The sequence below is a fragment of the Oceanisphaera arctica genome (genome assembly GCF_002936955.1).
GTDB lineage: Bacteria > Pseudomonadota > Gammaproteobacteria > Enterobacterales > Aeromonadaceae > Oceanimonas > Oceanimonas arctica.
This window is the reverse complement of record NZ_MPZM01000056.1, coordinates 1-14505: the sequence shown is the minus strand read 5'-3', so window position 1 is coordinate 14505 and position 14505 is coordinate 1. Positions and strand designations below refer to the sequence as shown.

Annotated in this window: 10 protein-coding genes, 1 pseudogene and 1 CRISPR repeat array; all 11 genes and pseudogenes read left to right on the top strand. The window is 53.1% G+C overall.

Annotation, left to right across the window (positions count from 1 at the left end; all coding sequences use genetic code 11):
• A pseudogene (locus UN63_RS15345) lies at positions 1–195 on the top strand (8-amino-7-oxononanoate synthase); the annotation flags it as partial.
• Entirely contained in the window at positions 195–995 is an 801-nt protein-coding gene (gene bioC, locus UN63_RS15340; protein ID WP_104488213.1) for a malonyl-ACP O-methyltransferase BioC, read from the top strand. The pseudogene UN63_RS15345 and the gene bioC, both read left to right, overlap by 1 nt.
• Positions 988–1671, top strand: coding sequence for a dethiobiotin synthase (gene bioD / locus UN63_RS15335; protein WP_104488211.1), 684 nt, complete (start codon positions 988–990; stop codon positions 1669–1671). The genes bioC and bioD overlap by 8 nt, the downstream gene beginning before the upstream one ends.
• Positions 1672–1744: 73 nt before the next feature.
• The gene (gene htpX, locus UN63_RS15330; RefSeq protein WP_104488209.1) at positions 1745–2623 is read left to right on the top strand and encodes a protease HtpX; all 879 of its coding nucleotides are present in this window, start codon (positions 1745–1747) and stop codon (positions 2621–2623) included.
• Positions 2624–3009: 386 nt separating this feature from the next.
• Positions 3010–3849 carry a BrxR family helix-turn-helix transcriptional regulator gene (locus UN63_RS15325; protein WP_104488207.1) on the top strand — a complete coding sequence of 280 codons (840 nt, stop codon included), beginning with the start codon at positions 3010–3012 and terminating at the stop codon, positions 3847–3849.
• A gap of 108 nt (positions 3850–3957) precedes the next feature.
• Positions 3958–4935 (top strand): type I-F CRISPR-associated endonuclease Cas1f, encoded by a 978-nt coding sequence (gene cas1f / locus UN63_RS15320; RefSeq protein WP_104488205.1) that lies wholly within the window; start codon positions 3958–3960, stop codon positions 4933–4935.
• Entirely contained in the window at positions 4932–8318 is a 3387-nt protein-coding gene (gene cas3f, locus UN63_RS15315; protein ID WP_104488203.1) for a type I-F CRISPR-associated helicase Cas3f, read from the top strand. The genes cas1f and cas3f overlap by 4 nt, the downstream gene beginning before the upstream one ends.
• 246 nt (positions 8319–8564) lie before the next feature.
• Positions 8565–9830 (top strand): type I-F CRISPR-associated protein Csy1, encoded by a 1266-nt coding sequence (gene csy1, locus UN63_RS15310; RefSeq protein ID WP_104488201.1) that lies wholly within the window; start codon positions 8565–8567, stop codon positions 9828–9830.
• On the top strand, positions 9827–10771 hold the full coding sequence (gene csy2, locus UN63_RS15305) for a type I-F CRISPR-associated protein Csy2 (RefSeq protein WP_104488199.1): 945 nt from the start codon (positions 9827–9829) through the stop codon (positions 10769–10771). The genes csy1 and csy2 overlap by 4 nt, the downstream gene beginning before the upstream one ends.
• Before the next feature lie 30 nt (positions 10772–10801).
• Positions 10802–11824 (top strand): type I-F CRISPR-associated protein Csy3, encoded by a 1023-nt coding sequence (gene csy3, locus UN63_RS15300; protein ID WP_104488197.1) that lies wholly within the window; start codon positions 10802–10804, stop codon positions 11822–11824.
• Between the two features lie 9 nt (positions 11825–11833).
• A complete protein-coding gene (gene cas6f / locus UN63_RS15295; RefSeq protein ID WP_104488195.1) occupies positions 11834–12466 on the top strand; it encodes a type I-F CRISPR-associated endoribonuclease Cas6/Csy4 in 633 nt (210 codons plus the stop codon).
• Between the two features lie 128 nt (positions 12467–12594).
• Positions 12595–14483: direct repeats of the CRISPR family, unit length 28 nt; unit sequence GTTCACCGCCACCCAGGCGGCTTAGAAA.
• Positions 14484–14505: the final 22 nt, after the last annotated feature.

Genomic DNA, 14505 nt, shown 5'->3' with positions numbered 1-14505 from the left:
GGTGACGAGAACAGAACCCTGGCGCTGGCCGCCCATCTGCGCGAGTTGGGCTGTTGGGTGGGTGCCATACGTCCGCCCACTGTGCCCAAAGGGTCGGCCCGGCTGCGCATTACCCTGAGCGCCGCGCATCAAACCGAAGATATCACGGCACTGGTGTCAGCACTGGAGCAGGCAGTGCGGCAGGAGCAGATGTAATGGCTATCGAACAAGTCACCACCGAATTGACCGAGCCTCAGGCGGCGGAGTGTATCGACAAACAGAAGGTCGCCGCCGCCTTCGGTCGCGCCGCCCACAGCTACGAGCAACACAACGAGCTGCAACGGCGCAGTGGCAACGCCCTGCTTGCACGACTGCCAGAGTGGGCCGACACGGGGCTGGATCTAGGCTGCGGCAGCGGCTGGTTTGCCCCCCGGCTCAAACTAAAAGCCCGGCAACTGCTGGCGCTGGACTTGTCGCCCGACATGCTGCAACAGGCGACCAAAAAAGCCGACATCACCCCCATTTGCGCCGATATGGATGCCATGCCGCTGCCCGCGCAGAGCCTGGACTGGATTTTCGCCAACCTCTGCCTGCAGTGGAGTGCCGATCCGGCCGCCTGGCTCAAGGGCTGGAGCGAACGGCTAAAACCCGGCGGCGTGCTGGTGTTTTCCACCCTGCTGGCGGGCAGCCTGCACGAGCTGGAAAGCAGCTGGCAGCAACTGGACGGCCATGCCCACATCAACCGCTTTATCGCACCCGACACGCTGGAGCAGCAATTAACGGCCACCGGCCGGCGCTGGCAGCTGGAGCAGGTGGACGAGCAACTCTGCTACCCGAAATTGAAAGGGCTGCTGCTCGATCTCAAGGGCATCGGTGCCAACCGGGTCAACGGCGACCGTCGCCCCGGCCTGATGGGCAAGCAGGCCTGGCAGCGACTGAATCTCATCTATCCTAAAAACAATCAAGGCCACTGCGTGGCCACCTATCGGCTGGCGTATGGAGTCATCTATGGTTAAGACATTTTTCATTACCGGTACCGACACCGAAGTGGGCAAAACCTTCGTGACCCGGGCACTGATGCAGGCCGCCGCCGAGGCGGGCAAGAAAGTGTTGGGCTACAAACCCGTGGCCTCCGGCTGCGAGCTGATTAACGGCGAGCTGAAAAACAGCGACGCCCTGACCCTGCAGGCGGCGTCGTCCATCAGGCTGCCCTATGCCATGCACAACCCCTATGCCTTTGCCCCGGCCATCGCCCCCCATATCGCCGCAGAGAAGGCCAGTGAGACCATCAGTATTCACCATATCGGCGAAGGGCTGGCCCGGCTGAAGGAAACCGCCGTCGACTGGATTTTTACCGAAGGCGCCGGCGGCTGGCGACTGCCGCTGGACGAACAGCATCTGTTGTCCGACTGGGTAAAGAAAGAACACCTGCCGGTGATCCTGGTAGTAGGCGCACGCCTGGGCTGCATCAATCACGCCCTGCTGACGCTGGACGCCATTCGGCACGACGGCCTGGTGGTGGCCGGCTGGGTGCTGAACCGGGTCGATCCCGAGATGAGTCATTACGAAGAAAACGCGGTTACCCTCAAGCAACGCATCAAGGCGCCACTGCTGGGCGAAATCCCCTGGCTGGATGAAGAGAGTATGAACAGCGCCAACAACTTTATAGATATTGCACCTTTGCTGAAATAATTCATCATGGCCATCTTGAATTTCGCCCGTTCGGACATATTATGTCTGCATACTCGTTGAAGTAAGGAAAGTTATGAAGCGCATTCTGTTGTTTATTGCCACCAACCTGGCCGTGGTGCTGGTGCTGGGCGTGGTGTTGAACATCGTATTTTCGATGCTGGGAATCGATCGTAGCAGCGTCGGTGGCCTGTTGGTGTTCTGTGCCGTGTTCGGCTTTGGTGGCTCGACCATCTCGCTGCTCATCTCCAAATGGATGGCCAAGCGTACCTATAACGTGCAGGTGATTGAAGAGCCCCGCAACGAAATGGAACACTGGCTGATGACCACGGTCACCCGTCAGGCCCAGCAGGCCGGTATCGGCATGCCGGAAGTGGGCGTGTACGACTCGCCGGACATGAACGCCTTTGCCACCGGTGCCAGCCGTAACAACGCTCTGGTGGCGGTGAGCACCGGCCTGATGTACAGCATGAGCCGGGACGAAGCCGAAGCGGTACTGGCCCACGAAGTGAGCCACGTAGCCAACGGCGACATGGTGACCCTGACCCTGATCCAGGGCGTGGTGAACACCTTCGTGATGTTCTTCGCCCGCATCGTGGCCAACATCATCAGCGGCTTCTTCAGCAATAATAGTGAAGAGGAAGAAGGCGGCGGCATGGGTGGCCTGGCCTACTTTGCCATCGTCATGGTGCTGGAACTGGCGTTCGGCGTTCTGGCATCCATCATAGTGATGTGGTTCAGCCGCCAGCGTGAATACCGCGCCGACGAAGGCGGTGCCCGCCTGGCCGGCAAAGAGAAGATGATCGCCGCCCTGGAGCGCCTGCGCCGTGGCCCAGAAGTGGAGCTGGAAGGTTCACTCGCCGCGTTCGGCATCAACGGCAAGCGTCACAGCGAGCTGTTCATGAGCCACCCGCCGCTGGAAAAACGCATCCAGAGCCTGCGCGAACAGCGTTAACCGATTGCAATAACCCTGTAGTTTGATCTCTTTTAACCCCGGCTTGCCGGGGTTTTTTTATTGGTGATTCTGAGGGGGAAAAGCAGCGTACCGATCATGCCGGTTTATCTCGACAATCAAAACCATACAAATAGTATGGATTGTGGGGCTGGTTTGCCTTTATCGTCACCCTCGCGAACGCGGGGGGCCAGAGCCTTTGCAGACGACCAGCAGTCTGACGGTTCTGCGCCACAGGTTCCGGATTCCCGACAGAGCCACGCCTGTTAGGCTGCATTACTTAAGCACTTGCAAATAGCGAAGCGGTTTTTTCATTTTTAACGCTTGTTCCTTGTTATTTTCATGCCAAGCGCCTTTAATGGCTTAAAACAAAAACAAGCACGGACAGCATGATAAAAACCGGACGTTATCGACGCTTTTGGCTGATAGAGCTGATTAGCTTTTGGGAAGGCAGGCTCACCGCTAGTCACTTGCGGCAGTTTTTTGGCCTGAGTCGGCAACAGGCCAGTAAAGATATCAATCAATATCTGCAGGAGCAGCCGGGCAACCTGTTCTATTGCCCTTCACGCAAAGGCCATTTGCCGACCGAACAATTCGCCCCCTTATATATTTCCGGCGATGTGGCCGAATATCTTAACTGGATGACAGGCCAAAGCGCCCATTCCATGCCCGAGGCGGCAGACTGCTGGTTGCCACACTTGTCTTTGACGCATCCGCCCCGCAACGTCAGCCCGCAGATTATCCGCTCCCTGGTGCAGGCATTGCGTCAGCAACAACGGGTAGAGGTAGACTATGTGGCCGTGTCTCGCCCCGATCGCAGTGGCCGCATTATCGTGCCCACCGCCTTCGTCAACATCGGTCGGCGCTGGCACCTGCGCGCCTGGTGCGAAAGAGCACAGGGCTATCGTGACCTGGTGCTCAGCCGCTTTCGTGGTGAGGCCAGTCTGGAAGGACCGCCGCTGACGCCACTGCCCGCCGATGAAGCCTGGCATACCGAACTCACCCTGCTCCTTACACCCGATCCCCGGCTGACCCCCGAGCAACAAGAGGCGTTGGCCCTGGATTATGGCATGCACAACAGCCAACTTCGCCTGACTACCCGCGCCGCTCTGGCCAATTACCTGCTGCAGGACATGCAAATCAACATAAAAATGCTCGACGGCAATCCTGCCGCTCAGCAATTGATTCTGGCTAATATCGACGACATCAAGCCTTGGCTCTTTAGCTGATCCCCACGGCAACCTGTCGCCTGAAGCGACATGTTTATATAACCAGTGTTGGCGCAAGCGGTAGAAAAAGGGAGAGTAGGGTAATGTATAACAAGGAAGGGATGCCAAATGGATGATTTTTCACCGTCAGACTTGAAAGCAATTTTGCACTCAAAACGTGCCAATTTGTTTTATCTGGAACACTGCCGGGTAATGCAAAAAGATGGCCGTGTACTTTATCTGACAGATGCAGATAAAGAGAACCTCTATTACAACATTCCCATCGCCAACACCACGGTATTACTGTTGGGCAATGGCACCTCTATTACTCAAGCGGCCATGCGGATGCTGGCACAGGCTGGTGTGTTAGTAGGTTTTTGCGGCGGCGGTGGCACACCGCTTTATATGGGAGGAGAAGTAGAGTGGTTAACCCCGCAAAGTGAATATCGGCCAACAGAATATCTGCAGGGTTGGCTGAGTTTCTGGTTTGATGACGGCAAGCGTATTGAAGCTGCGCAGCAATTTCAGCAGGGGCGCATCGACTTTTTGCGGCAGGTTTGGCAGAAAGACCGTGACCTTAAGCAAGAGGGCTTTGACTTCAACGACAGCCAGATCCAGAAAGCGCTGGATACCTTTTATACTCGCACCGCCGCCGCAACCAAACCCACAGACCTACTGCTGACGGAAGCCCAGCTAACCAAAACCCTCTACAAATACGCAGCTCAGGCCACCGGACAAAGTGGCTTTACCCGCCAGCATCAGTCGGTGGATAAAGCCAATGACTTTCTTAATCACGGTAACTATTTGGCTTACGGCTTGGCGGCCTGCTGTTTGTGGGTGCTAGGGATCCCGCACGGCTTTGCAGTGATGCACGGTAAAACCCGCCGCGGCGCATTGGTGTTTGATGTAGCGGATCTGATAAAAGACGCTTTGGTGCTGCCCTGGGCGTTTGTCTGTGCCAAAGAAAACGCCACCGAGCAGGAGTTTCGCCAACAGGTATTACAAGCCTTTACCGATCACAAAGCCCTAGATTTTATGTTTGATACCGTTAAGGCCATCGCCCTGCAAGGCCAAGCCCCGCAAGCCATTGAGGAGCAGCAGCTATGATGGTGATCTTTGTTTCCCAGTGCGAAAAAAAGGCCCTGCCCAGAACGCGCCGCGTGTTGGATGCCTTTGCCAACCGCATTGGTGATAACACCTGGCAAACCCTGATCACCGAAGATGGGCTGCACACCGTTAACAAGATGCTACGTAAAACTGCCAGTAAAAGCTCGGCCATCAGCTGCCATTGGATACGGTCACGGGCGCGCAGTCAGCTGTTGTGGATTGTGGGTAATAAAAAGAAATTTAATGCCGAAGGCGTGGTGGCGGTGAACAGTACCGAGCAAGACCTGTTGAGTAGTGATGATGAGCATAACTGGAAATATCTGCCGCTAATCAAAGCTTTCACAGGATTGGCAGCGTTATTACACGACTGGGGAAAAGCCACTAAATTGTTTCAGGATAAGCTCAATCCTCAATCAAAAAACAGCTTTAAGGGAGATCCGTTGCGCCACGAATGGATCTCCAGTCTACTGCTGATGGCGTTGATTCAATCCGGCAAGGCGCCAGCACAAGATCACAGCTGGCTTGAGCCTCTGTTGGATCAGTCGATTGATGAACAGCAGTTAAAAGCGGCCATACCTGTGTTGTCGCAAGAATATACCCCTTTTCATAACCTGCCAGATGCCGCCGCCGTGTTGCTGTGGCTGGTGTTGTCTCATCATCGGTTGCCCAAGCCCGACAATAAGGCCAATTTTGGTGATAAAGCCAATGATACACCGCAGCAATTGTTACAGCGGCTAAGCCAGCAGTGGGGCTATGAAAATCGCTTCGATGATGCTGAATTTCAGCAACGTTTACCGGACTGCTTTCACTTTCCACAAGGCTTGTTGTCATCTTCGTCTCGCTGGATGAAGGCGCTTAGTCATCGAGCCCGACAACTGCAAGCACATTTGCCGTTATTTGTTGATGCCATAAAGGATGGTAGCTGGCGCACCATTGCCCATCATGCAAGGCTGTGCCTGATGGTGGGTGATCACTATTATTCGTCACAAGACCAGGCGAAAAATTGGCCGATCAGTGTCAACTTGTTTGCCAACACTCACCGCGATGGCCCAGAGAAAGGCCAACTGAAGCAACAGCTGGATGAGCATCTCGTCAATGTGGCCAATGTCGCCGTTAATACTTGTCGAATGTTACCGCGCTTTGAGCGTGACACCCCAAAAGCGGAAGATGTTCAGCAGCTCAAACCGTCCAGAAACTTACCCCCAGCACTAACAAAACAGTTCGGCTGGCAGGATAAGGCGGTGACGGCCATTAAAGAATACCGACAAGAAAATGACGATAAAACCAGTGGGTACTTTATCGTCAATATGGCCAGCACAGGCCGTGGTAAAACCCTGGCTAACGCCAAAATCATGCAAGCGCTGTCGGATGATCAGCAAAGCTTGCGCTTTATTCTGGCCTTGGGATTGAGAACGCTGACCCTGCAAACCGGTGATGAGTACCGTGATCGTATTGGTTTGGCAGACGATGAGCTGGCGGTGTTGATCGGCTCAAAAGCGATTTTAGAGCTGCATCAGGGTTCTGCTGAACCGTTGGAGAAAGAAGATCAGCCGTCTGAAGAGGAAGACTCCGGCTCTGAGTCTTGCGAGCCCTTGCTGGATAAGCAGGAAGACGTGGTCGGCTATGCCGATGATGAACGTTGGCAAAACCTGCTGCCGGAAGAAGAGTTAACCACGGTTCTCACCAGTCGAAAAGAGCGCGCCTTGCTCTATGCGCCCGTGCTGGCCTGCACCATAGACCATATTATGGCCGCCACCGAAACCACCCGCGGTGGGCGTTATATCCTGCCCAGCCTGCGTTTGATGTCCTCAGATTTGGTGATCGACGAGATTGACGACTTTACCGGGGAAGATCTCGTTGCCATTGGCCGGCTGATCTACCTGGCAGGCATGCTGGGGCGCAAAGTCATGATTTCTTCGGCGACCATTCCGCCGGATTTAGCGCTCGGTTATTTTAGCGCGTATCAAAAAGGCTGGGCGCTGTTTGCCGCCAGTCGTCATCAGCACGGTCAGGTTGCCTGTGGCTGGACCGATGAATTTAAAACTCAGCTGGTTACGGTGAACCAAGGTGAAGCCGCCACAGCCAACTATCAAGCAGCCCACAATACTTTCGTAGAAAAACGGGTAGCCAAACTGCGTGCAGAGCCGGTGAAGCGTCGTGCCGAGATAGTGCCTTTGGTTGCTCCCTCAACCGGTGACACCCATGAGGCCAGCTATTTCGCTGCCATTCAGCAAGCAGTGCTTGCCAAACATCATCAACACCACGTTCAGGATAATAAAACCGGGCGCAATGTTTCCTTTGGTGTGGTGCGTTGCGCCAATATTTCACCATGCGTGGCGTTAACCGAATATCTGTTGGATGCCTCATGGCCAGATGACGTGACCGTACGCGTGATGGCTTACCACAGCCAGCAGGTATTGCTGTTGCGTCACGCTCAAGAGCGGCATCTGGATCAGGTATTGAAACGCAAAATTCCGGTCAATGACCCTGAGGGAGCTTTTCATCATCCGGTGATCCGCCAGCATCTGGATAGTGGTGACCGTCAGCATCTGATTTTTGTGCTGGTTGCCACACCGGTAGAAGAGGTAGGGCGTGATCACGACTTCGACTGGGCGGTAGTAGAGCCTTCTTCTTTTCGATCCATTATCCAATTGGCTGGGCGGGTACGTCGTCATCGTGAGCCAGCTAATAACGAAACCCCCAATATGGGGCTGTTACAGTTCAACCTGAAAGGCTATCGGGGTGAGAAAAAAGATGTCTTTAGCCGCCCGGGATATGAACAGGGTGACTGGCAGCTTAATCCATCCAAGAGCTTGAATGATGTACTGGATGGCAAGGCTTTGCAGCGTGGTGTTGATGCTGCTCCCAGAATTATGAAAGATGATGCTGCACCCTCTAAGCAACTGGCGGCACTGGAGCATTTTGTTATTAGCCGTACTTTGGGTTGCCATTATCTGACGGGGGAATCGCAAGGCCGAGATCCTGCTCACAGTCCGAAAAGCCTTTGGGGTTACACCGATGATTACTGGTGGATGACGGCACTACCACAACAGTTCAACCGTTTTCGCAACAGTGCCCCTGGGCTCAACCTTTATCGGGTAATAAACGAAAAAGGGGAGGCGGTGTTTCAGCTTTACGACCGAAAAAGCGGCTGGGTGAATGTCGAGCGACTGCTCGGCATCGAGCATCAGCCATTAAGTGCACAAAGAGCCGAGCGCCTTTGGCTAGTACGCGACTATACAGCGCTAATAGCTGAACAGAGTGCGTTAAGAGACGACGAGGTAGAGCGCACATCGCAACGGTTAGGGGAAATCAGTTTGCAGCATCACAAGGACGGTAACCGCTATCGGTACAACGATCAGTTGGGATTGGTAAAGGCTTGATAAGCAAGCCGCTCCATGGGGGGGAGCGGCTCATGGGCTGCCTGTGTGGCAGTAAAGCAAATAAAGAGTACATAGTTTTCTAAGCTGCCTGCTTGGCAGAAGGGCGATTTTATCAGGCGCAAGTGTGATCGCCAACTATTCAAAAAATGCCACCTTCAGAATATATAATAATGAGTAGATAATGGTTTATCATTTTTCTGGGGTGCTCTACTCTTGCTCCATCGTTTAGTGATAGAGGAATAGAAAATGCTTGATGCGACGATAGAGGCCTTCTTTGCCGAGCGAAAAGAGGCTTGGCTAAAGAAGAACCTTAAAGCTTCCATGGAAGAACATGAAGTGCGGGAGCTAGAATTGGAGTGCGAAGAGATTTTTGCACTAAAAAACTGGCTGCCTAATGCGGCTAAGCGAGCAGGACAAATTTCTCTGGCCTCGCATCCCTGTACCTTCAGTCACCCCAGTGCGCGTAAAAATAAAAATGGCTATGTCAGCTCTATTATCGCCAAGGCTGACCGTGCTGTGGATGGCTTTTTACGCAGTGGCAATTTGCAGACAGAGCCCGATGCGCTGGGTAATGCAGCGGCACTGGATGTGTACAAATTTCTGACGTTAGTGATGGCGGATGGGGATACTCTGCTTGATCACCTGCAGCGTGATAGTGAACTGGCTAAAAACTTATTAGCCAGTGCAGGAGGAGATGCGGCTGAATTAAAAAGTGGTTTTCTTGCTATGGTTGCGACCAAAGATGAAGCCGTTACCAGTTCTAAAATAAAGCAGGTTTATTTCCCGGTTGCAGAAGAGGCTGCGGACTATCACCTGCTTTCAATTTTAAGCAATTCAGGCCATATGTTTGAAATGCGTAAGCGGCTAGATCGGCTGCGATTTTCAGAAGAGACGAAAGCGGCCAGAGAACTGAGAAAAAGCAATCATTTTTCTGAAACAGGTTATCAGGAAATTTATAACCTGACCACTATCGGTTATGGCGGCACTAAACCACAAAACATCAGCGTGCTGAATAACCAGAATGCGGGAAAAGCCCACCTGTTATTGTCCATGCCCCCCGAGCTTTCCCCCAGAAGCGTACGCTTGCCCACGCGTAATTTCTTTGGCGATGTGCTCTACTCGAAACAGTTGCAACAGACTTTTCAGGCATTTCATCGACTGTTAAGTGCCGATTACAACAACCTGCATATCCGCAATGCGCGTGATTACCGTATTCAGGAATATCTTGATCAATTGATCCTGAATATGTGGCAGGTGCGTAACTCCTTTGGGGAGCAGCCCCATGCTCGGCCTGAGCACTTAGTGGGTTACCAAAAACAGTGGCTATTTCCTGAGCATGAAGCCGAGCGCACCATAGAGGCCCCTTGGTTAACCACCTTGATTGAAGATGCAACTCGCCACTTTATTCATAGTTATCAAAAGGTAGCGGCTAAGTCAGCGATTCAGTTGGGCGATACCGAACTGCAGGCGTTTTCCCGTATTATCGAACAGAACAAGGAGGCTCTGCTATGAGTACCCGTCGCCTTCTGGTGCTGCCGCACCTGAATATTCATAACGCCAATGCGCTTTCCAGCCCCTATACCATTGGCTTTCCTGCCATGACTGCCTGGCTGGGTTTTGTACACGCGTTAGAGCGCAAACTACAAGCCGCCGGTTACCCGACTCTTAAACTGGTTGCTACCGGTGTGTTCAGCCACCGGTGTGATTTGCAAACCTATCAGGGGCCCGGTGATTTTGTGCACTCCATTATTGGCACCGCGAACCCCTTGGATAAAGACGGTAAACGATCCGCTTTTATTGAAGAGGCGCGTTGTCACCTCGATGTGAGCTTGCTTATAGAATACCGTGCGGCAGCTAGCGAATTGGATCGCGTTGAGCGTCCCGAATTTATCCAGCTGTTAGATAGGCTGTTAAATCGCATGAAAGTGGCGGGTGGTGATCTGCTCGGTTTTAATGAACCGAAGATGACCGCCGTGGATGACCGTGATGATAAAGCCGTGCGTAGCCTGATACTGAGCCTGATGCCAGGTTTTGCCCTGATTGAGCGTCGTGAACTCATGCAACAAGCAATGGCAGAAGGGGCAGATGCACTTGATGCTCTTTTGGAACACCTCACCATACACCACAGCTGCACGCAGGACGAGTCAGATCAAGTCACTTGGCATCGTCAGCGCAAAGTAGGCAACGAGGGTGAAAAGCTGGGGTGGATTGTGCCTATTGCCACCGGTTTTCAGGGAATTAGTGAGCTGGGAGAAGCTAAAAATCAGCGTGACTCCGATACACCACACCGCTTTGCCGAAAGTGTAGTCACTCTGGGGGAGTTCAAAATGGCGCACCGGATTAGACATTTGGATGAGGTGTTGTGGCACTACCATGCCGATCTCGGCAGCAATCTTTATCTGTGTCAGCAGGCACAACTCGAAACAACAACTAATAATGACGGCTTTTACTAAGTCGGCTTAAAGAAAAAATGGAGAAATAACATGGCTAAGAATGATACAGCGTCGGTATTGGCATTTGAGAAGAAACTGGTACCTTCAGATGGTTTTTTTTATGGCGCCACTTGGGCTGATAAAAATAATGTTACCCCGCTGGCGCTACAAGAGAAATCGGTACGTGGCACCATTTCAAACCGCTTGAAAGCCGCGGTAAAAAATGATCCCGCAAAATTGGATGCCGAGGTTGAAAAGCCCAATTTGCAAACCGTTGATGCCTGCGCCCTGGGTACCGAACAGGATACGTTGAAGCACTATTTCACTCTGAAAGTGTTGGGCGGTGTTGAAACCCCATCGGCTTGTAATAATGCCGCTTTTAAAACCAGCTACCAGCAGGCCGTCAAAGCCTATATCGAAAAAGAAGGCTTTAAAGAGCTGGCGCGTCGTTACGCAGTCAATATCGCCAATGCTCGCTTCTTGTGGCGTAACCGGGTCGGTGTTGAGCAGCTTGAAGTGCAGGTTAAGGTGTTAAACAAAGGCAAAGAGCAAAGCTGGACGTTTGATGCAACCCAATACAGTACTCGTCATTTCGATTATGGCGACCAACAGATCCAGGAACTTGCCGACAACATCGCTCAGGCACTTTCCGGTGGCGACAGCTGTTTGATGATGGAGATCAGCACCTTTGCCCAACTGGGTAAGGCTCAGGAGGTTTACCCATCTGAAGAATTAGTGCTGGATAAAGGTAAGAGCAAAAAGAGCAAGGTGCTGTATCAGGTGCAAGGCCACGCGGCCATGCACTCACAAAAAATCGGCAACGCCCTGCGCTCAATCGATACCTGGTATCCGGCCTTTGCTGATGAAGAAAAAACCGCAGGCCCGATTGCCATTGAGCCCTATGGCGCCGTGACCAATCTGGGGACCGCTTTTCGCACTCCCAAAGAGAAGCAAGATTTTTATAGCCACTTTGACAAGTGGGCGCGGGGCGACGAGTTGCCCCGTGTAGAGGATGAACACTATGTGATGGCGGTTCTGGTACGTGGTGGTGTCTTTGGCGAGAGCGAAAAATAGGGGTAGAGCATGAATTACTACCAAGATATCACCTTGCTGCCGGATGCGGATATTGCCTTGGGTTTTCTTTGGCAAAAAATCTACCAACAGGTGCATATCGCACTGGTCGAGCAGAAGGTGGACGATCAGCATAGCGCTATCGCAGTCAGCTTTCCCGATTATGGCAGCAAAGGCTTCCCGCTGGGTAATAAACTGCGGGTGCTGGCCAAAGATCAAACGCAGTTGGAAAAACTGAACCTGGCTGGATTTCTCAGCCGGTTTGAGGATTACACCCATCTTAAGTCGATTCAGCCGGTGCCGGAGTCGGTAACTCATATCGCGTTTGTTCGCAAACGGGTAAAAGGCGAAGCCCGTATCGAAAAAGATATGCTTGCCAAAGCTCAGCGTTGGGCAGAAAAGTCGGGGCAAACTATGGAGGAGTGCTTGCAACAGCTGGAAAAAAGCAAACCGAGTGCCGAGTCCAAGTTGCCTTTTATCTGGATGGAAAGCCAGGAAACCAAAACGCGAGCTCCCTCAAGTTCCGCCAAGTTTCCGATTTTTATTGAACGGATAGAGTTGCAAGGGGCAAACGATGGACGTTTTAACTGCTACGGCTTAAGCGCAGTACAAGGCGAGCAAATCGCTTCGGTACCGCACTTTTGACCTAAAAAATGGCTCTTTAAAAATATGCTTTAAAAACAGATGGTTACAGTGTTGGTGAAAATAAGAGTATTTCTTCATATTCTTATCCAAGCCTTTGTTGTAACTATTTTTTGTGTTAGTTTTCTACTGTTCACCGCCACCCAGGCGGCTTAGAAATCATTCACGAAATCGACCCGGCCAACATGATCGTTCACCGCCACCCAGGCGGCTTAGAAAACTCACCGGCTGCTGCGCAAATGCTCGGTCAAGTTCACCGCCACCCAGGCGGCTTAGAAACACATCACCAATACGACCAGCCACAGGCCAGCGTTCACCGCCACCCAGGCGGCTTAGAAAATGAAGCTGACCTACTACAAGCGCGAAATCGAGTTCACCGCCACCCAGGCGGCTTAGAAAGGTACCAGAGAACAGCGAATACATGCGATTGAGTTCACCGCCACCCAGGCGGCTTAGAAAAAACCAGGCACCAAGCCAGGCACCGTTCACTAGTTCACCGCCACCCAGGCGGCTTAGAAAAGTAGCCGCCGGCTGGTTGATAGCTTGCTGAGGTTCACCGCCACCCAGGCGGCTTAGAAACGGTGCAGGTGGGCCTTGTCGTGGTGCTAGCACGTTCACCGCCACCCAGGCGGCTTAGAAAATCAAGCAAACCCTGGCAAGAAGGAAACGAGAGTTCACCGCCACCCAGGCGGCTTAGAAAAGGCTTCGGCGGTTTCGCGAATGTGGCGCAGGGTTCACCGCCACCCAGGCGGCTTAGAAAGCGCTTGCTGCCGGACCCGTCGATGTAGGGACGTTCACCGCCACCCAGGCGGCTTAGAAACAGCTGGGCGTGGTTCGGCCATTTGTTGAGGTGTTCACCGCCACCCAGGCGGCTTAGAAATCCAACGCGGTGAACAGCCTGCGCGAGCTGAGGTTCACCGCCACCCAGGCGGCTTAGAAAGTTTACATTGTGCCGATGATGTGTCGCGAGCAGTTCACCGCCACCCAGGCGGCTTAGAAAGTCATGCGCTGGCTGATTTCTTCCACCCAGGCGTTCACCGCCACCCAGGCGGCTTAGAAATCCACCGCCTCCGTGCTGCCGGTCACCACGCAGTTCACCGCCACCCAGGCGGCTTAGAAATGAATAGCGGTCGCCGTGTTCGCGTCGTCCACGTTCACCGCCACCCAGGCGGCTTAGAAAGATGCCGTAAAAGTATTGTCAGCCGTTGATCCGTTCACCGCCACCCAGGCGGCTTAGAAAAACAGAAGCAAGATATGATTGGGGTATCAGATGTTCACCGCCACCCAGGCGGCTTAGAAAGCCGCAAAGCGAGCCATTGCCGTAGCTGAGAAGTTCACCGCCACCCAGGCGGCTTAGAAAAAGTGGATTGGGAGCTTGAAAAAGCGGGAGCAGTTCACCGCCACCCAGGCGGCTTAGAAAGTTTGCCAAATGGCTTGCATCTTTAAATAAAAGTTCACCGCCACCCAGGCGGCTTAGAAAGATATATAGGCGGGAATAACACGCGACCACAAGTTCACCGCCACCCAGGCGGCTTAGAAAGCTAATATACATTCTTTATTACCGCCCAATATGTTCACCGCCACCCAGGCGGCTTAGAAATCTTTCGCCAGCTTGTTTTTATTGATCCCGTTGTTCACCGCCACCCAGGCGGCTTAGAAATTTTCGACAGCTGAGAGCTGCGGGGCGGAATCGTTCACCGCCACCCAGGCGGCTTAGAAACCTCGTGCGAGTGGTGTGTCTGTGGCGTTCCAGTTCACCGCCACCCAGGCGGCTTAGAAAGGTCTAGGCGATGAGGGATACCGCAGCCGATAGTTCACCGCCACCCAGGCGGCTTAGAAAACCAACGTCAGCGTATACAAGGCGGGTATGTTGTTCACCGCCACCCAGGCGGCTTAGAAAACGCAACTTACCCAGCGGTGTGAGTACTATTTGTTCACCGCCACCCAGGCGGCTTAGAAAATGATTGAAGGTGCGGAGCTGAGCGAGTATCAGTTCACCGCCACCCAGGCGGCTTAGAAAAAACTCGAATGGACGCGCCGAA